The organism is Mycolicibacterium smegmatis (assembly GCF_001457595.1).
Lineage (GTDB): Bacteria > Actinomycetota > Actinomycetes > Mycobacteriales > Mycobacteriaceae > Mycobacterium > Mycobacterium smegmatis.
In genome coordinates this window covers 1,767,506-1,786,709 of the sequence record NZ_LN831039.1, presented here as the reverse complement: position 1 = coordinate 1,786,709, position 19,204 = coordinate 1,767,506, and the positions used below count along the sequence as shown (strand labels likewise).

Genomic DNA, 19,204 nt, shown 5'->3' with positions numbered 1-19,204 from the left:
CGATGGCTCGCATGCGCTATGTCGTTACCGGCGGTACCGGGTTTATCGGCCGGCGGGTGGTGTCGGAGATCCTCGCCCGCGACGCCGCCGCCGAGGTGTGGATCCTGGTCCGCCGCGAATCGCTCAACCGCTTCGAACGTCTCGCCCACCACTGGGGAGATCGCGCGAAACCGCTGGTAGGAGACCTGGCCGCGGATGCTCTGGGGCTCAGCGACACCGATGTCGCCGATCTCGGGGACATCACGCACGTGGTGCACTGCGCGGCGATCTACGACATCACCGTCGACGAGGCCGCACAGCGCGCCGCCAACGTCGACGGCACCAGGGCCGTGATTGCTCTGGCGCGGCGGCTCGAAGCCACGTTGCACCACGTGTCCTCGATCGCGGTCGCGGGCAACCACCGCGGCGTGTTCACCGAGGACGACTTCGACGTCGCACAGGACCTGCCCACGCCGTATCACCAGACCAAGTTCGAGGCCGAGATGCTGGTGCGCGCCGCGACCGACGTACCCCACCGCATCTACCGTCCCGCCGTGGTGGTCGGCGATTCCCGCACCGGCGAGATGGACAAGATCGACGGGCCGTACTACTTCTTCGGGGTTCTCGCGCGTCTCGCGGCGCTGCCGAGGTTCACGCCCATGGTGCTGCCGGACACCGGCCGTACCAACGTCGTTCCGGTCGACTTCGTCGCCCGGGCGCTCGTGCACCTCATGCACGTCGAGGGTGCCGACGGTCAGACGTTCCACCTGACCGCGCCGAATACGGTTGGGCTGGTCGACATCTACCGCGGCGTGGCCGGGGCCGCCGGTCTGCCGCCGCTGCGCGGAAAGCTGCCGCGCGCGACCGCGGCGCCCGTGCTCGACGTGCGTGGCCGCGCCAGGGTCGTGCGCAACATGGTCGCGACGCAACTGGGCATCCCCGGTGAGGTGTTCGACGTCGCCGAACTGCGGCCGACGTTCACGGCCGACAACACCGAGAGCGCGCTGCGGGGCACCGGGATCGCGGTACCCGAATTCGCCTCGTACGCGCCGCAACTGTTCAGGTACTGGGCCGAGCACCTCGACCCCGACCGTGCCCGGCGTGACGATCCCGCGGGCCCGCTGATCGGCAAACACGTGATCATCACGGGTGCATCGAGCGGGATCGGCCGCGCGTCGGCCATCGCAGTTGCCCGCCGTGGCGCGGTGGTGTTCGCGTTGGCCCGCAGCGGTGAGGCGCTCGACGAACTGATCGCCGAGATCCGTGCCGATGGCGGGCAGGCGCACGCGTTCACGTGCGACGTCACCGATTCGGCGTCGGTCGAACACACCGTGAAGGACATCCTCGGCCGGTTCGACCACGTCGACTACCTGGTGAACAACGCCGGACGCTCGATCCGCCGGTCGGTGGCGAACTCGACCGACCGGCTGCACGACTACGAACGCGTCATGGCGGTCAACTACTTCGGCGCGGTCCGCATGGTGCTGGCGCTGCTGCCGCACTGGCGCGAGCGCCGCTTCGGCCATGTGGTCAACGTGTCGAGTGCGGGGGTGCAGGCACACACGCCGAAGTACAGCGCGTACCTGCCCAGCAAGGCCGCGCTGGACGCGTTCTCCGATGTGGTGTCCACCGAAACCCTGTCCGACCACATCACTTTCACCAACATCCACATGCCGCTGGTGAAGACGCCGATGATCGCGCCGTCGCGCAGACTCAATCCGGTGCCACCGATCAGCGCCGAGCATGCCGCGGCCATGGTGGTGCGGGCCCTGGTGGAGAAGCCGCCGCGGATCGACACACCGCTCGGCACCTTCGCCGACTTCGGCAACTACCTCACGCCGCGGGTGGCGCGTCGCTTCCTGCACCAGCTGTACCTGGGCTACCCCGATTCGGCGGCCGCGCGTGGACTGGCACCGGCCGAGTCCCGGCCTGCGCCGTCCGCGGGGTCGGGGCTGCCGGAACGACGGCCCAAGCGGCCCGCGCGCAGCCGTCGCGGCGTGCGGGTGCCGCGCGCTGTCGGGCGTCCGGTCAAGCGTGCCGTGCGGACGTTGCCCGGGGTGCACTGGTAGTCGTCATTTGAGCGGGGTGTCCGCCGGGGCCTATCGTTGGCGGCGTGTCACCGATGCCCGTGTTCGCCGATGTCGACACCGGTGTCGACGATGCAATGGCCCTGGCCTACCTGCTGGCCAGCTCCGACGCCGATGTCGTCGGCATCGCGTCGACCGCGGGAAACATTGGGGTGCACCAGGTCTGCATCAACAACCTGGGGCTGCTCGAGCTGTGCGGAGCCCCCGACATTCCCGTGTCGCGCGGCGCCGAGCAACCACTGGCGGCCCCGCTGCGCACCGCCGAGGACACCCACGGCCCCGAGGGTCTGGGCTACGCCCGGCTTCCGGCCACCGACCGCATGCTCACCACGCACGACGCGGCCGAGGCCTGGATCCGCGCCGCGCACGCACATCCCGGTGAGCTGATCGGCCTGGCCACCGGCCCGCTGACCAACCTGGCGCTGGCGATGCGCGCCGAGCCCGCACTGCCCAGGCTGATGCGCCGACTGGTCATCATGGGCGGCGCCTTCGACTACAAGGGCAACACCACACCGGTCGCCGAGTGGAACATCAGCGTCGACCCCGAGTCGGCCGCCGAGGTGTTCGGCGGGTGGGACGCCGCCTGGGGCGGCCGTGGCGACGATGCCGCCCCGGCACACGTCCCGATCGTGCTCGGTCTCAACCTCACCGAGAACGTCGCGATGACCCCGGCGCTGCTGAACCGGTTGGCGACAGCGGCCGGGTCCCCGTCGACGGCGATGAGCGTGCGCGATGAGCGCGGCACCCGGTCGACGGCGGCCAACCCGCTGATCCGCGTGCTCGAAGATGCGATGCGCTTCTACTTCGAGTTCCACTTCGACACCGGCGACGGCTATCTCGCGCACCTGCACGATCCACTGGCGGCCGCGGTCGCATTGGACCCCGAGTTGGTGCGGTGCCGCCAGACCACCGTCGACGTCGAACTCACCGGCACCCTGACCCGCGGGATGACGGTGGCCGACTGGCGCGGGCACTGGGGACGGCGACCCAATGCGCTGATCGGCATGGAGGTGGACCCGACGGTGTTCTTCGACCGGTTCATCTCACGCGTCGGCGCTTTCGCGCAGCGTCTCACGTCTCACTCATAGGCACCCTCCAGATACCACCGCCGCTGCCGGTAACACAGCAGCAGCGCCAACGCGTCCTCGCCGTCACCGAGCAGCACCTGCGCGCGCGCCGTACGCCCCGTGCCGCGGTTCTGCGGATCCCACCACCGCTCGTCGACCGGCCACGGCCCGGCCCACCAGCGCAGGACACCGTCGCGTTTCCCGGCGCCCGACAGCCGCGACGGATCGGACGAGAACAGGCCCCGGCTGTTCACCCGGACCGGGTTGCCTTGTGCGTCAAGCAGTTCCACCGGATCGTCGAGCAGCACGGTGGGCGACGGCTCGGGCAGCTGACCGGGCCACGGCTGTCGCGGGTCGGCCTGGGGCACCGGCTCGTCCCCCAGCGCGGTGAACGTGATGCGCTCCGCCGGGCCCCGTCCGCCGCTGAGCACCGGCACCTGCACGGCCTCCGGCCCGAGCAGCCCCTGCACGCGCACCAGGGCACGCCTGGCCCGCAGCCGGTCCTCTTCTCCGATACCACCCCACAACGGCAACTGCAGCGCCGCCGACGAGACCACCTCCACCGGCCGCAGTCGCAGCACCGTGATCGGCGCGCTGGGCCGGTCGTCGGTGCGGCGGTTCAGCCAGCCGTCCAACTGCCAGCGCACCCGGTCGGCGGTGGCGTCCTCGGTCAGCGGTTCGGCGCATCGCCAGACCCGTTCCAGTTGTTCGCCGTTGGCGGTGACCGCGTGGATGGCCAGCCGGGTACAGCCGACACCGGCCGCCTCCAGGCTGCGGTGCAGGGTGACCGCGAGTGAGCGTCCCGCGAAGGCCGCGGCGTCCACCCGCTCGATCGGTGGATCGCAATCCAGCACCGCGTCGAGTTCGGCGGCCGGGTCCCGGCCCGAGGGCGCCCGGGCCGGCTCACCGCGCGCGAACCGGTGGGCGACCACCGCATCGGCGCCGAACCGCGAGGCCACATCGGTACGCGACAACGCCGCGAACTGCCCCAGAGTGCGGATACCCATGCGCCACAACAGATCGGCCAGGGCATCCCGGTCCGGTGCGGCCAGTGCCGGTTCGGTGGCCAGCTGGCGGATCGACAGGTCCGACAGGAACGACGCGTCCTCCCCCGGCGCGATGATCCGTCCGGCCCTGGCCGCGAACACCGCCGTGGACAGCTGATCGGCGATGCCGACCTGACACTCCACCCCGGTGGCCGCCACCGCGTCGACGAGGCGTTCTGCCGCGGCGTCTTCGGATCCGAAATACCGGGCCGCGCCACGCACCGACAGCACCAACAGCCCCGGCCGCAGCACCTCGGCACGCGGCACGAGTTCGTCCACCGCGGCGGTCACGCGCTCGAAATGCCTGGCGTCCCTGGCCGGATCCGCCGTCACCACATGCAGATCCGGACAGCGGGCCTGCGCTTCCCGCCGCCGCAGACCGCGGCGCACCCCGGCGGCGCGCGCCGCGGCCGAACACGCGATCACCCGGTTGGCCAGCGTGACCGCGATCGGGGCCGTCGGCGGCAGTCCCGCCGCACCGGCCGCGGCGACCGCGGGCCAGTCCATGCACCACAGGGCGAGCACCCGGGAACCCTCGGGCATGTCTAACCGCCCACCGCACGTACCGGGCCGAGAGCCCGCCCCCTGCTGCGCATCGTCAACCGGATCCGCCCGATCCGGCCGCGGCCCGGTGTCGGCTCACCGCGGCCCGCGCCGGTCACCTCGTAACCACAGACCCTGGCCTCCAGCCGGGCCGATGGCCCCTGCCAGTCCCCGTCGGTCACCAGCAGGGTGCAACCTTTCTGCCGGGCCCGCGCCGTCATCACCCGCGTGCGACTCGGCGGAACCGAGCGCCCGCCCAGCCCGAGCACCACCAGGTCCATGCCGTCCATGAGCACCGAGGCCACCTCGACAGGGTCCGCACCCGGATCCGGGATGACCGCGAGACGGCTCAGGTCGGCGCCCATCTCCACCGCTGCCAGCAGCCCGGCATCGGGCTGGCCGACGATGACGGCGTGACCACCGGCGGCCGTCACCGCCGCGACCATGCCCAGCGTCAACGACCTGGCGCCTCTCGCGACCGCGACCGTGCCGCGCGGCAACGTCCTGGGCAACTGCTCCGGCGCGGTCCCGTCCTGCGATTCCGGTCCGGCCAGCAAATCCCCTGCGGGAGAAATGAGATCATCGGACCCGGACACCCCGCGGTGCGCCGAGCCCACCTTGGCCGATACCTTGGCCGATACCGAGGCCATCTTGCGGCGCAGGTGTTCTACCTGCTCAGCGCGGGTCAGGCGGCGCACATCAAGGTCAGCCGCAGCTGTCACACCAGCACCTCCCGCACCATCAGAATCCGATCATGTTCGAATGTATGTTCGATTGCTCGAGTAAACACCGGCCCACCGACACCGTCAAGCTGCCGATGACGCTGCGGCCACCACCTGGCCAATACCCGAACGCTCTTTCAGCGGGCCGTTTCGGTGACCATCCGCGGGCCCCTGAGAGGCCCCTCGCAGGGTCATGTCGGAACACCTGCCGTGAACGGGAACAGAGCCCGCAACAATGCCCCTGCGCCTGTTTCCCCAGTACGTTAAAGTCAGGACACCAGAAACCCGCTTCGGGATGGGGCTGGGCCACGATTTGCGTTGCAAAGAGTGGGGATCCACCGCGCTTCACAGACGGATTCACCGAAGGCCGAATCTTGACCACCGGGGGACAGTGAGGACACCCAGACCATGAAACAGTTGACCCGTCGGCTCACCGTCATCGCAGGCGGTGCGGCAGTTATCGGGATGATCTCCTTCACCGCGGCGTGCGGTTCCGAAGAAGAGGCTCCCGAGACCACCACGACGACCACCACCACGACGACGACCACCACGTCGCCGGCCGAGACCCCGGCGCCGCCGCCACCGGTCGAGCCCACCGAGAAGTCGATCAACCCCACCGGCGGCAACCTGTTCACGCCCTCGGTGAAGGCGCCCGGCCCGCAGACGGCCATCCCGGGCAACCGCGAGAACACCGGATAGTCACGCTCGAAACCTCTGACCTGAAGCCGCTGCGGTAATGGCTGGTACAACACGTCACGTCGGCGTATCCATCCGTAACCCCGGCGGCTTCAGGCATTGGCATACGCATTGGTCACTCGCGCTGATCATGATCGGCGCACTGCTGATCTCCGTTTTCCGGATCACCTCGGGGCCGGATGGGCACGGACCGGCCGAGATCGCAGGCCCGTACGCTCATCTGCTCGCGGCCTCAACCGATCTGGGCCCAGCCGACGGCGGGCCCGTTCAGCTCACCGTCACCCTCGACGGGTCCCCCGAGGCCCTCACGTCGTGGGCGCGCGAACGCGGACTCTCGGTGCGGTGGCGCCACGGTGACACATGGGCGATCGTCGAGGGCCCGCCCGCCGACATGGCGGCCGCCTTCGAGGTGGACATCCACGACTACCGCGGCCGACGCGGTCAGGAGTTCTACGCCTCTCCGCAACAGCCGTCGATCCCGGAACCGGTGCGCTCAGAGGTCACCGAGGTCGGCCGCATCCTCGGCTACACCCCGTACCGGATGAACACCCCTGACCTGCAGCACCTGCCCGCCGAGGTGCCCGACCGCGGGCTCACGCCGCAGTTGCTGCTCAACACCTACAACCTGCGCGGCCTGGCCGAACAGGGGTACACCGGCAAGGGCCAGACGATCGTCATCTTCGCGTTCGACGGATTCGATCAAGCCGATCTCGACACGTACGCCGACACCTTCGACCTGCCCAGGTTCACCCCGATCCTCGTCGGTGGGCAACCCAGCACACCGCGCGGCGAGACCACCATGGATCTGCAGGTGGCCCACGCCATCGCCCCCGACGCGCGGAAGGTCGTGGTCAACGCGCGTCCCACGGTCCAGGGCGACGGTGCCTACGAGAAGATCGGGCAGATGCTCGAAGACGCCGACCGGCAGTTTCCCGGTGCGGTGTGGAGCTTTTCGATCGGCTGGGGCTGCGACAAGCTGATCACCGCGGCCGATCTCGCACCCGTCCGCTCGGCGCTGGCCGCCGCGCACACCCGCGGCACCACGGCCTTCAACGCCAGCGGCGATCTCGCGGGCCTGGAATGCAAAGGCGGACAGGACTGGTCGTCCGCACCCGGCGACGACGACATCGGCCTGGACTCGGTCGCGTCGCTTCCGGAGATCACCGACGTCGGCGGCACCACACTGTCCACCACGGCCGACGGCGCCTGGCTCGCCGAGCAGGCCTGGTTCGACGTCCCCCTGTCACAGGGCACCGGCGGCGGCGTCTCGGCACTGTTCGACCGCCCCGACTGGCAGCAGGGGTTCTCCGCCCCGGACGACGGTGGCGCGCAGCGCAGGCTGACCCCCGACATCGCCGCGGTGGCCGATCCGTTCACGGGCGTGAAAATCGTTCTGAACAACCAGGTCCTGGTGGGCGGCGGCACATCCCAGGCCGCCCCGCTGTGGGCAGGCATCGCCGCGGTCATGAACCAGTACCTCGTCGCCAACGGCGGCCGGGCCATCGGCGATCTCAACCCCATGCTCTACCAGATCGCCCGCGGCGCACCCCTTCCCGCGTTCCGCGACGTCACGCTCGGCGGCAACGCCGTCGCCACCGCGGGGCCCGGCTACGACCTGGTGACCGGACTCGGCACCCCCGACACCGAGAACCTGGTGAAAAACCTTCTCGTGCTACAGAAGGCAAACCCATGACCCAGCCACCCGAAGACACCACGCCGGACCGTACCGGCCCCGACGAGGTCCCGGTGACCGAGTGCCGCGTGTGCAAGGTCGACGTGCCCAAGGGCCAGTACTGCGGCCTGTGCGGGGTGCACCTGGAGAAGGAACCCGGCGACGGCCCGGAGTGGTTGCGCGTCACCGCTTCCTGTGTGGCGCCCGAAGAGCACCTGCTGAAACCTGCGATCACCAGTTCACTGTTCCCCCACCTGTCGCACCGCTCGCGCATCCCGTTCCGGATCGCGATGGTGGTGCTGGTGGCGGGACTCGTGGTGTGCGCGTACCTGCGTCTGCCCGCGGCGCTGATCGCGGTCGCCGCGCTCGGACTGCCGCTGCTGTTCCTCATCTACCTGCAGGAGTCCGACGCGTTCAGCGACCTGCCGAAGAGCACGTTGGTGCTCACAGCCGCGCTGGGCATCGTGCTCGGGATCGGCTGGGTGTTGCTCACCGGCACCATGATGGCCCGGTCCTATGGCGTTCCACTCGGCTCGGGCATCACCGGATACCGGCTGTTGCGCAACGGTCTCGGCGTGCCCGTCGGGGGTCTGGTGCTGATGGTCATGCCCGCGGTGCTGATCCGGCTCGTGCGGCCGCCCACGCGGGAATCGTTGGACGGGTTCATGATCGGGGCGCTCGGTGCGACGGCGTTCACCGCGGCCGCCACGCTGACCCGGTTGGCCCCGCAACTCACCACCGGCATGGTGGCCCGCAACCGGCCGATGTCGGGGCTGTTCGTCGAGGCGGGGATCCGCGGTTTCGCCGTGCCACTCACAGCGGTCGCCGTCGGGGGTCTGATCGGTGCGGCGCTGTGGTTCACGCGTCCGCCCAGCAAGGTCCACCAGCATCCCGGGTATGTGCGGGCGGTGATGCTCGGGTGCGGGCTGATCGTCGTCCTCGTGTACGCGGGCCTGGGGCTGATCGACGTCGCGCGGGTGCCGCAGTGGATCCAGTTGGCCGTGCACGTGGCGGTCGCGCTCGTCGCGATGTTCGCGTTGCGCGTCGGCCTGCATCTGGCGTTGCTGCACGAGCAGCACGACGAGATCGCCTCGGACAAACCGATTCTGTGCCCACGCTGCGGCAACGTGGTTCCCGACATGGCGTTCTGCGCCAACTGCGGGGCCGCCACGCATGCGTCGTCACGCTCGTCACGCCATGAGCGCCGTGAGAACCGGCCGGTTCGTGAACGAAGGGCCGACGCCGGATGACCACCACCGCACCCACCGGGTTCTTCCCCGGGTACGCGGTGCCCAAGGGCACCTACCGCGCCGAACCGACACGCAGGCCGTCGCTGTGGAAGGTGCTGGCCGTGTTGTGCACCAGCATCGCGATCGTCGGCGGTGTGCTCGCGTGGATCGCGAGTTCGGTGAGCGAGCCGCCCGCACGCTACATGTGCCCACCGGATTGCGGCGCGCCCCCGACGGGTGAGCCGGTGGCGATCAACCCCGTGTTCACCGCACCCGACGGCAGCTTCTCGGTGTCGTATCCCGTCGACGGGTCGGCGTACAACATCTCGAGCGACAACACCGGCGTCACCGCGGAGTTCACCGCGGGCGACGGCGGCATGCTGCAGCTGTTCAGCCGGCCCGCAGGCGGCAGGTCCCCGCAGGAGATCGCCAACGACCTTGTCGGCAGCACCTTCCCGGACACCAAGACGGCCTACGAGATCCCCAACGCCATGGTCGGCTATCAGCCCGGCTACGGGCTGGTCGCCGACTGCTGGCCCCAGGGTGCGACGTCCAGCTATGCGCGCATGCGTGTGATCGTCATGGTGGCCATCAAGAACGACCTGGCCCTCATCGCATCGGCGGTGGGTCCGTTCCACGAGTTCGGCCCCGACTCGGGCGCCAGCAAGCCCTCGGGCGCCAACCTGCAGATCGCGCTCGACATGGGCAAGTACGTCAACAGCTTCCGCTGGCGCGGCGACCCACCCCGCTGACATTCTCTGCCGAGAGCACACGCAGAACTGCCCTCAGCCGCCGGCGAGGGGACCCCGGGGATAGTGGGCGACCATCCCGGCACCGTCGGACCTCGGGTCCGACGCGGCCTGCATGGCGCCTGCGTCGACGAACACCACATTGGCCTGGCCCATGGCCTCGGTGTGCACGGGCACCTCGACCATGCTGAGACCGCTGGCGTGCAGGGACTCTCGGGCCTGCGCCTCCAGATCCGCCTCCACCACCACGGAATCGGCGGTCGCGCCGTCGACCTGGCCGCCGACGATCGCGCGCGGCGCGGACACCGCCGACTGGGCGGACTCCCCCGCCACGGCATGCAGCAGGACCTGGGTCAGGATCTGCGGCTGCCCCTGTCCGCCCATGGTCGCCAGCACGTGCCGGACCGCGCCGTCGCGTGTCGTCAACGCAGGCATGAGCGTGTGCGCCGGACGCTTGCGCGGGGCGATGACATTCGGCGAATCGGAATCCAGCGAGAAGCTGGTGCCGCGATTGTGGAACAGCACCCCGGTCTCGGGATCGATCAGACCCGATCCGAACGCGTGGTACACGCTCTGGATCAACGACACCGCGAAGCCTTCTGAATCGGCGGCCGCGACACCGACGGTGTCTCCGTGGGGCACCAGCACCGGACCGGGATGGGTCCCCAACTCGGCGACCTCACCCAGCGCACCGTTGACCAGTGCGTCCATGTCGATCTCGCTGAGCCGCGGGTCTCCCAGACGGCGCTCGCGCAAAACGTTGCCGTGGTGGAAGATTCGCATCAGGGTGCCGATGCCTGCGCCCAGCGGATCGGCCACATCGCGTTCCTCGATCGCGCGCAAGGCACGCAGCATCGCGAACCCATGCGTGTTGGGCGGGCTGGTCAGCACGGTCAGATCGCCGAAGGGCGCCGACAGCGGTTCGGTGAACTCGGGAGTGAATTCTGCGAAATCGTCTGCGGTGAGACAGGATCCGTGCTTGCCCAGATGCGCGAGCATGCTGTCGGCGAGCGCGCCGGTGTAGAAGGCGTCGGGACCCTGTCGCCGCAGCGACGCGAACGTCGCGGCCAGCGCGGGCTGCACCAGCGCCTCACCCGTGGCCAACATGCGTCCGCCGGGACGGAACACGCGACAGAAGTCCTCGGATTCGTCCAGATCGGCGTTCTCCGGATCGGCGATGTGGTGGGCAAGCGACTTCGCCACCGCCACCCCTGTTTCCGCCGCACGCTGGGCGGGGGCGAGGGTCTGCGCCCAGCTGATCCGGCAACCCAGGCTGCGCAGCGCCTCCCAGCCGCGTACGCCGCCGGGAACGGTCACCGAGTCGGCATGACGGGCAGGCAGTGACCCGCCGTGCCGGGCACGCATCCGCTCGGGCGTCGCTCGCGCACCCGACCATCCTGATGCGTTGACGCACCGGATGGTGCCGTCCGGTGTGCGCACGAGGGCGATGAGATCGCCGCCCAGTGCGACGTTGTGCGGGTAGACGACGGTGAGCACGGCTGCCGCGCTGATGGCGGCGTCGATCGCGTTGCCGCCTTCGGCGAAGGCCGCCATACCGGCCTCGGTGGCCAGGGCATGCGGTGACGCCAGCGCGCCGGTGAAAGTCGACACGATGAGAGGACTCCTAGCGGATGGTGGAGAGAAACGCCTTGGTGCGTTCGTGACGGGGGTTCTCGAAAAGTTCGTCGGGCGGGGCATCTTCGATGATCCGGCCGGCATCCATGACCACGATGCGGTCGGCGACCTCACGTGCGAAGCGCATCTCGTGGGTGACCACCACCATGGTCATGTGCTCGGCGGCGAGTTCACGCATCACCGCGAGAACCTCACCGACCATCTCGACGTCCAGCGCGCTGGTGGGCTCGTCGAACAACATCACCTTGGGGCGCATGGCGAGCGCGCGGGCGATGGCCACCCGCTGCTGTTGTCCACCCGAGAGCTGACTCGGCCGGGAGTCGGCCTTGTCCGCCAGGCCGACGCGTTCCAGCAGCGCCAGCGCGTCCTGTTCGGCCTTCCCTCTCGGGGTGCCGAGCACCCGCACCGGTGCGTTCCACACGTTCTCCGCGGCGGTCATGTGCGGGAAGAGGTTGAAAACGCCGGGCACCCAGCAGCCGTTGCGTGATCGGGACACGCTGCTCGATCCCGAGTTGCCGGGCCAGGCGGTTCTCGAGCCAGGCCTGGATGAATGTCCAGATCGTGGTCAGCGCCAGGTAGTAGATCGCCGCGACGATGAAGATCTCGAAGGTGTGGAAGGTGGCCGAGCTGATCGACTGGGTGACCAGGAACATCTCGCTGACCCCGATGACGCTGAGCACCGAGGTGGTCTTCATCAGACCGTTGAACGAGTTCCCCATGGGCGGCACCATGACACGCAGCGCCTGCGGGACGATGATCCACCGCATCACCTTGACCGGCTTCATACCCAGCGACGCCGCGGCCTCGAACTGCCCTTTCGGCACCGAATCGAGTCCGGCACGGATGATCTCGGCGATGTAGGCGCTCTCGTTGATCATCAGCCCGATGATCGCGGCCTGCAGAGCGGCCTTCACCGACAACCCGAGCACCGAGACGTCATGGAACTGGTAGAGGCCCGCAGCTGCCAGACCCGTGTAGATCAGCACCAGTTGCACGAGCAGCGGGGTTCCGCGGATCACCCAGATGTACACGCCCGCAACCCATCGCACCGCGGGGAACCGAGACCGCCGCATCAACGCCACGATCAGTCCCGCGACCGTCGCCAGAACCATTGCGACGACCGAGATGACGATGGTGAGCACCAGCCCCTGCAGGAACGCGTCGCTGGGGGTCAGGAGGCTCTTCCAGAAGAATGTCCAGTCGAAGTTCATTGTGCCGCACTCACTTCTGGATCGACAGCTCGCTCTGGCCCCACTGATCGAGGATCTTGTCGTAGGTGCCGTCGGATTCGAGCGCTTCGAGCGCCTGCTGGATCGCGTCGTGCAGGGCCGCGTTCCCCTTCAGGGTCGCAGCGCCGATCTTGATGGTGCCGAACGGTTCTCCGACCATCTGGATCTGCGCACCGGTCTTGGTCTCGTAGTAGCCGATGGTCTCTGCGGTGTCGAGATAGGCGTCCACCTGGCCGTTCTGCACCTGCTGTATCGACACGTCGGCGTGGTTGTTGCGGTTGATGTCGACCGGTGACTTGCCGGCCGCAGTGCATTTGTCGGACTGTTCCTGTGAGAGCACCTCGGCAGTGGTGCCCACGGCGACCATCACTTTCTTGCCGCACAGGCTGTCGTCCATGCCGGTGATCGCGGCGGGGTGCGCCTTGGACACCGCGATGCCGGTGCCCGAGTAGACGTAGGGAACGAAGTCGACGACCTTCTCCCGCTCGGGCTTGATGTAGAGCTGGGCCATGATCACGTCGCACTGCTTGGCCTGCAATGTGGGGATGACGGCCGCGAACGCCGACTGCACGAACTCGGGTTCGAGACCCAGGTTCGCCGCGAGGGCCTTGCCGAGATCCACCTCGCTGCCCACCAGGTCACCGCTTTCGTCGTGATAGACGCTGGGCGGTGTGCCGTCGTTGGGCGCGCAGATCTTCAAGGTGTCGGCCGTGAGCACCGCCGGTGGCGAGACCTTCGCGGGGCCGGTGGGCGTGGGCGTGGCGCCCTCCGATGACGAGCACCCGACCACCATCCCGGCGAGCGACACTGCGGCGAAACCCACTGCGAGAACATTGAGAGCGGTTTTCACGATTACCTCCGGAGCGAGCGGGCCGGACCTTGCCTATCGAACGATAGGCGCCTATCGGCCGATAGGCACGCGAATCGGTGGGTTTTAACGCCGAATTGACCTGAGAAATGTTCCGGTCATCGCAGGCGGCGGCGCGGCCGCGTCAACGACGGGCCGGCAGGACGCCCTTGATCAGGCGATTCTCGGTGATGGCGCGGATGCGTGGCAGGTCGGTGGGGTCCACCATGACGGCCCGCAGGACGAAATCGGCGGCCTGCAAAGGACGCTGCACGCGCATGCGGCCGGCCGGGCCGCCCTGCTCACGCAGCGTCTCGAACATCACGCCGTTGGCCGCCCGCAGGACGAAGCCGGCTTCGAAGTCGACGAACTCGCCCGCGTCGGTCCCCGATCGGATGAGCGTCTCGACGAGGTCGTGGAACAGATCGATGCCGCGCCGCTCCTCGTCGAACTCCGGCATGGCCAGGACCGCGTCCTGATACAGGCCGCGGGCGTCGAACGGTTGCGCGAGGATCTCGCGGACATCGCACGCCACGGTCAGATGGAGCTTCTCGGCCCACGTCGACTCCTCGGCGAGGCGTTGGCGCACCCGGTCGATCGACGGACCGAGATCCAGCTCCACCAGCGTGCGGAAGATCTCCTGCTTGGCGGTGAAGTGGTGGAAGAGCGAGGGCTGGCGAATCGAGACCGCATCGGCGATGTCGCGTGTCGAGGTGCCGAAATACCCACGAGCAGCGAACAATTGCGACGCGGCCAGCAGTATCCTGCCCCGCGTCGACGCCCAGTCCACCGGTGTGGGCTGCCATCCCGGGGTGTACTTCACGACGGGACGATCACTCCCACTCGATGGTGCCCGGCGGCTTGCTGGTGATGTCGAGCACCACGCGGTTGACCTCGCGCACCTCGTTGGTGATGCGGGTCGAAATGCGTTCCAGCACTTCGTAAGGCACGCGCGTCCAGTCGGCGGTCATGGCGTCCTCGCTGGACACCGGACGCAGCACGATCGGATGCCCGTACGTACGTCCGTCGCCCTGCACGCCGACCGAGCGGACGTCGGCCAGCAGCACCACCGGGCACTGCCAGATCTGGTTGTCCAGGCCGGCGGCCGTAAGTTCCTCACGCGCGATGGCGTCGGCACGGCGCAGCGTCTCCAACCGCTCCGCGGTGACCTCGCCGACGATGCGGATGCCGAGTCCGGGTCCCGGGAAGGGTTGGCGCGCAACGATTTCCTCGGGGAGTCCGAGTTCACGGCCCACCGCGCGGACCTCGTCCTTGAACAGCAGCCGCAGCGGCTCGACGAGCTTGAACTTCAGATCGTCGGGCAGCCCGCCGACGTTGTGATGGCTCTTGATGTTGGCCGTGCCGGAACCGCCGCCGGATTCCACGACGTCGGGGTACAGCGTGCCCTGCACCAGGAAGTCGATGTCGCCGCTGCCCTCATCCTCGACCAGGTCACGCACCGCGCCCTCGAACGCGCGGATGAATTCGCGGCCGATGATCTTGCGCTTGCCCTCGGGGTTGGTCACGCCGGTCAGCGCTTCCAGGAACCGGTCTGCGACGTCGACGGTGACCAGCTTGGCGCCGGTCGCGGCGACGAAGTCGCGCTGCACCTGGGCGCGCTCGCCCGCGCGCAGCAGGCCGTGGTCGACGAACACACACGTCAGCCGGTCCCCGATGGCGCGCTGCACCAGCGCCGCGGCCACGGCGGAGTCCACGCCGCCGGACAGGCCGCAGATCGCGCGGCCGTCACCGATCTGCTCACGCACCGCCTCGATCAGCTGATCGGCGATGTTGGCGGGTGTCCACGTCGCGTCGATACCGGCGAAGTCGTGCAGGAACCGGCTGAGCACCTGCTGGCCGTGCGGCGAGTGCAGGACCTCGGGGTGATATTGCACACCTGCCAGGCGGCGCGCGCGGTTCTCGAAGCCCGCGACGGGCGCACCGGCGCTGGAGGCGATCACGTCGAAGCCCTCGGGCGCCGCGGTCACCGCGTCGCCGTGGCTCATCCACACCGGCTGCGTGGCGGGCAGCTCGGAGTGCAGGTCGCCACCGGTGACCTGCAGCTCGGTGCGGCCGAACTCGCTGGTGCCGGTGCGCTCGACGGTGCCGCCGAGGGCCTGCGCCATGGCCTGGAAGCCGTAGCAGATGCCGAACACCGGAACGTCCAGGTCGAACAGCGCGGGATCGAGCTGCGGGGCGCCCTCGGTGTAGACGCTGGCCGGTCCACCCGACAACACGATGGCCTGGGGATCCTTGGCCTTGATCTCCTCGACGCCTGCGGTGTGCGGGACGACTTCCGAATACACCCGCGCCTCACGGACCCGCCGTGCGATCAGCTGGGCGTACTGCGCGCCGTAGTCGATGACGAGAACGGGACGGGGAGATTCTGATGCCACCGCAACAGTCTAAGAGCTGCACTGATCGTTCCCGCCGATGCCCGGCCTGGTGGTTCGCTTCGCGCTTCGATGGTTATCCCGCCCCGATAACGCTTTTCTCAAGCTCCTGGCGGCGACTGTGCCGATGTGGTGCGGTGGTCGGAGGACGAAACTCACAGAAGCGAGGGACTTGTGCTGGGGCTCCCCGAGCAGATCACGGCGTGCCTGTTCGACCTGGACGGCGTGCTCACCGACACGGCCAGCGTGCACAAAAAGGCGTGGAAGGCGATGTTCGACGACTATCTGCGAGCGCGGGCGCAGTCCACCGGGGAACCGTTCGTGCCGTTCGACATCGCCGACGACTACCTGCGGTACGTCGACGGCAAGCGGCGAGAGGACGGCGTCCGGTCGTTCCTGTCGAGCCGCGGCATCGAACTGCCCGAGGGCGGGCCGGATGATCCGCCCGACGCCGAGACCGTGCACGGGCTGGGAAACCGCAAGAACGACATGTTCCACACGACGTTGCGCAAGGATGGCGTCGAGGTGTTCGAGGGGTCACGACGGTATCTGGAGGCGGCCGCGTCCGCCGGTCTGCGGCGCGCCGTGGTGTCGTCGAGTGCCAACACGCGTGAGGTGCTGGAGATCACCGGACTCGCACCGCTGATCGAGCACCGGGTCGACGGCGTGACGATGCGCGACGAGAACCTCAGCGGCAAGCCCGCTCCCGACAGTTTCCTGCGTGCCGCCCAACTGCTGGACGTAACTCCCGCGCACGCGGCGGTGTTCGAGGACGCGTTGTCGGGGGTGGCTGCGGGGCGCGCCGGGAAATTCGGCTACGTGGTCGGAGTCGACCGGGTAGGACAGGGCGAGCAGCTGCGCCGCGACGGAGCCGACGTCGTGGTGACCGACCTGGCGCAACTGCTCGACGCCCCGGAGCGGCCCTCGGAGCGGCTGCAGCCATGATGATCACCCACGACGCGTACCCGGTCGAACCGTGGCAGGTACGTGAGACACGCCTGGACCTCAACCTGCTCGCACAGTCGGAGTCGCTGTTCGCGTTGTCCAACGGCCACATCGGTTTGCGCGGCAATCTCGAAGAGGGGGAACCGCACGGCCTGCCCGGGACGTATCTGGCCGGGTTCTTCGAGATACGGCCACTGCCCTACGCGGAGGCCGGGTTCGGGTATCCGGAGGCCGGCCAGACCGTGGTCAACGTCACCAACGGCAAGATCCTGCGCCTGCTCGTCGACGACGAACCGTTCGACGTGCGCTACGGCGAACTCATCGACCACGAGCGCACGCTCGACATGCGTGCGGGCACCCTCAACCGCCGCGCTCACTGGTGCTCTCCCGCGGGCAAGCAGGTCCGCGTCGAGACCACGCGGCTGGTGTCACTGGCCCACCGCGGCGTCGCGGCCATCGAGTACACCGTGGAGGCCGTCGACCAGTTCACCCGCATCACGGTGCAATCCGAACTGGTCGCCAACGAAGACCAGCCGGAAACGCTCGGCGACCCGCGCGTCGCGGCCATCCTGAGGAACCCGCTGCAACCGGTGCATCACGAAAAGACCGACCACGGTGCGCTTCTCGTGCACCGCACGCAGGCCAGCGGGCTCATGGTGGCCGCGGCGATGGATCATGACGTCGAGGTGCCCGGCCGCGTCGAGATCAGCACCGGCGCCTACGAGGACCTCGCGCGCACCACCGTCATCTGCGGGCTGCGTCCGGGCCAGAAGCTGCGCATCGTCAAGTATCTGGCCTACGGCTGGTCGAGCCTGCGGTCACGGCCCGCGCTGCGCGATCAGGCCGCGGGTGCCATCACCGGCGCGCGGTACAGCGGTTGGCAGGGCCTGCTGGAATCCCAGCGGGCCTACCTCGACGAGTTCTGGGACAGCGCCGACGTCGAGGTCGAAGGCGACCCGGACTGCCAGCAGGCCGTGCGTTTCGGGCTGTTCCATGTGCTGCAGGCCAGTGCGCGCGCCGAGCGCCGCGCCATCGCGGGCAAAGGTCTCACCGGCACCGGGTACGACGGGCACGCCTTCTGGGACACCGAAGGTTTCGTGCTGCCGGTGCTGACCTACACCAAACCGCAGGCCGCGGCCGACGCGCTGCGGTGGCGCGCCTCCACACTCGACCTCGCACGGGAACGTGCGGCGCTGCTCGACCTCAAGGGAGCGAGTTTCCCGTGGCGCACCATCCGCGGCGAGGAGTGTTCGGCGTACTGGCCCGCGGGCACCGCGGCGTGGCACATCAACGCCGACATCGCGATGGCGTTCGAGCGCTACCGCATCGTCACCGGGGACGAGTCGCTGGAGCAGGAATGCGGCCTTGAGGTCCTCGTGGACACGGCACGCCTGTGGATGTCACTGGGGCACCACGACCGCCACGGCGTCTGGCACCTCGACGGCGTCACCGGCCCCGACGAGTACACCGCGGTGGTACGCGACAACGTCTTCACCAATCTGATGGCGGCCCACAACCTGCGCGTCGCCGCCGACGCCTGCATCCGCCATCCCGACGCGGCGTACGCGATGGGCGTCACCACCGAGGAGACCGCGGCGTGGCGCGACGCGGCCGAGGCCGCCCACATCCCGTACGACGAGGAATTGGGTGTGCACCCACAGTGCGAGGGGTTCACGACGCTGGCGGAGTGGGACTTCTCGGCCAACACGGTCTACCCGCTGCTGATGAACGAACCGTACGTGCGGCTTTACCCGGCACAGGTGCTCAAGCAGGCGGATCTGGTGCTCGCGATGCAGTGGCAGAGCCACGCGTTCACCCCGGAGCAGAAGGCCCACAACGTCGATTACTACGAGCGTCGCACGACGCGCGACTCGTCGCTGTCGGCCTGCACCCAGGCCGTGATGTGCGCCGACGTGGGCCATCTCGCTCTCGCCCACGACTACACCTACGAAGCCGCCATGATCGATCTGCGGGATCTGCACCGCAACACCCGCGACGGTCTGCACATGGCCTCGTTGGCCGGGGCGTGGACCGCCCTGGTTGCCGGTTTCGGCGGGCTGCGTGACGACGAGGGCATCCTGTCGCTGGATCCGCATCTGCCGGACGGGATCTCGTGTCTGCGATTCCGGTTGCGCTGGAAGGGGTTCCGGGTGACTGTGCATGCCGACCACGCCAACGTCACGTACACCTTACGCGACGGGCCGGATGGCACATTGGCCATCCGGCACGCCGGTGAGGAGCTGGTGCTCAGTACGTCGGAACCGACCACGGTCGCGGTCCGTCCCCGCCACCCGTTGTTGCCTGCGCCACCGCAACCGCCGGGGCGTGAACCCCTGCGGCGCAGGCCGGCCGGGCACTGATGGCC

Annotated in this window: 14 protein-coding genes and 2 pseudogenes; 8 read left to right on the top strand and 8 right to left on the bottom strand. The window is 68.9% G+C overall.

Annotation, left to right across the window (positions count from 1 at the left end):
• The first annotated feature begins 11 nt into the window (after positions 1 to 11).
• Together AT701_RS08370 and AT701_RS08365 are read left to right on the top strand one after the other, a co-directional pair.
• Positions 12 to 2,048, top strand: a complete 2,037-nt coding sequence (locus tag AT701_RS08370) for an SDR family oxidoreductase (RefSeq protein WP_081319425.1) — start codon at positions 12 to 14, stop codon at positions 2,046 to 2,048.
• A 53-nt stretch (positions 2,049 to 2,101) separates the two neighbouring features.
• Complete coding sequence (locus AT701_RS08365) at positions 2,102 to 3,154, top strand: nucleoside hydrolase (RefSeq protein WP_058125648.1); 1,053 nt, start codon at positions 2,102 to 2,104, stop codon at positions 3,152 to 3,154.
• Here the strand turns inward: AT701_RS08365 and AT701_RS08360 are convergent.
• Positions 3,145 to 4,722, bottom strand: a complete 1,578-nt coding sequence (locus AT701_RS08360) for a DNA polymerase Y family protein (protein WP_011727778.1) — start codon at positions 4,720 to 4,722, stop codon at positions 3,145 to 3,147. The two genes, AT701_RS08365 and AT701_RS08360, sit on opposite strands and share 10 nt — an antisense overlap.
• A 2-nt stretch (positions 4,723 to 4,724) precedes the next feature.
• A complete protein-coding gene (gene imuA' / locus AT701_RS08355) occupies positions 4,725 to 5,444 on the bottom strand; it encodes a DnaE2-dependent mutagenesis accessory factor ImuA' (RefSeq protein WP_058125647.1) in 720 nt (239 codons plus the stop codon).
• Positions 5,445 to 5,852: 408 nt separating this feature from the next.
• Here imuA' and AT701_RS08345 point away from each other — a divergent pair, with 408 nt between their 5' ends.
• The 4 genes from AT701_RS08345 (at position 5,853) to AT701_RS08330 (ending at position 9,793) form a co-directional block, all read left to right on the top strand.
• A complete protein-coding gene (locus AT701_RS08345; protein WP_058125646.1) occupies positions 5,853 to 6,143 on the top strand; it encodes a hypothetical protein in 291 nt (96 codons plus the stop codon).
• Positions 6,144 to 6,270: 127 nt separating this feature from the next.
• Positions 6,271 to 7,833 carry a S53 family peptidase gene (locus AT701_RS08340; protein ID WP_042510568.1) on the top strand — a complete coding sequence of 521 codons (1,563 nt, stop codon included), beginning with the start codon at positions 6,271 to 6,273 and terminating at the stop codon, positions 7,831 to 7,833.
• Positions 7,830 to 9,062: a zinc ribbon domain-containing protein gene (locus AT701_RS08335; RefSeq protein WP_058125645.1), complete on the top strand. Its 1,233-nt coding sequence runs from the start codon at positions 7,830 to 7,832 to the stop codon at positions 9,060 to 9,062. Before AT701_RS08340 ends, AT701_RS08335 begins: the two co-directional genes overlap by 4 nt.
• Positions 9,059 to 9,793, top strand: coding sequence for a hypothetical protein (locus AT701_RS08330; RefSeq protein WP_058125644.1), 735 nt, complete (start codon positions 9,059 to 9,061; stop codon positions 9,791 to 9,793). Before AT701_RS08335 ends, AT701_RS08330 begins: the two co-directional genes overlap by 4 nt.
• A 33-nt stretch (positions 9,794 to 9,826) precedes the next feature.
• On the opposite strand, the gene AT701_RS08325 is transcribed toward AT701_RS08330, so the two are convergent.
• From AT701_RS08325 to guaA, 6 genes and pseudogenes are all read right to left on the bottom strand, one after another.
• Positions 9,827 to 11,401, bottom strand: coding sequence for a gamma-glutamyltransferase family protein (locus tag AT701_RS08325; RefSeq protein WP_058125643.1), 1,575 nt, complete (start codon positions 11,399 to 11,401; stop codon positions 9,827 to 9,829).
• 13 nt (positions 11,402 to 11,414) lie between these two features.
• Positions 11,415 to 11,882, bottom strand: a pseudogene (locus AT701_RS08320) (amino acid ABC transporter ATP-binding protein); the annotation flags it as partial.
• Positions 11,883 to 12,003: 121 nt separating this feature from the next.
• Positions 12,004 to 12,537, bottom strand: a pseudogene (locus tag AT701_RS08315) (amino acid ABC transporter permease); the annotation flags it as partial.
• A gap of 109 nt (positions 12,538 to 12,646) precedes the next feature.
• Entirely contained in the window at positions 12,647 to 13,504 is an 858-nt protein-coding gene (locus AT701_RS08310) for an ABC transporter substrate-binding protein (RefSeq protein ID WP_058125642.1), read from the bottom strand.
• 142 nt (positions 13,505 to 13,646) lie between these two features.
• Positions 13,647 to 14,324 (bottom strand): TetR/AcrR family transcriptional regulator, encoded by a 678-nt coding sequence (locus AT701_RS08305; protein WP_058125641.1) that lies wholly within the window; start codon positions 14,322 to 14,324, stop codon positions 13,647 to 13,649.
• A 10-nt stretch (positions 14,325 to 14,334) separates the two neighbouring features.
• Complete coding sequence (gene guaA, locus AT701_RS08300; RefSeq protein ID WP_058125640.1) at positions 14,335 to 15,897, bottom strand: glutamine-hydrolyzing GMP synthase; 1,563 nt, start codon at positions 15,895 to 15,897, stop codon at positions 14,335 to 14,337.
• A gap of 171 nt (positions 15,898 to 16,068) precedes the next feature.
• Here guaA and AT701_RS08295 point away from each other — a divergent pair, with 171 nt between their 5' ends.
• A complete protein-coding gene (locus tag AT701_RS08295; protein ID WP_058125639.1) occupies positions 16,069 to 16,839 on the top strand; it encodes a beta-phosphoglucomutase family hydrolase in 771 nt (256 codons plus the stop codon).
• The gene (locus AT701_RS08290; protein WP_058127575.1) at positions 16,839 to 19,199 is read left to right on the top strand and encodes a glycoside hydrolase family 65 protein; all 2,361 of its coding nucleotides are present in this window, start codon (positions 16,839 to 16,841) and stop codon (positions 19,197 to 19,199) included. Before AT701_RS08295 ends, AT701_RS08290 begins: the two co-directional genes overlap by 1 nt.
• Positions 19,200 to 19,204: the final 5 nt, after the last annotated feature.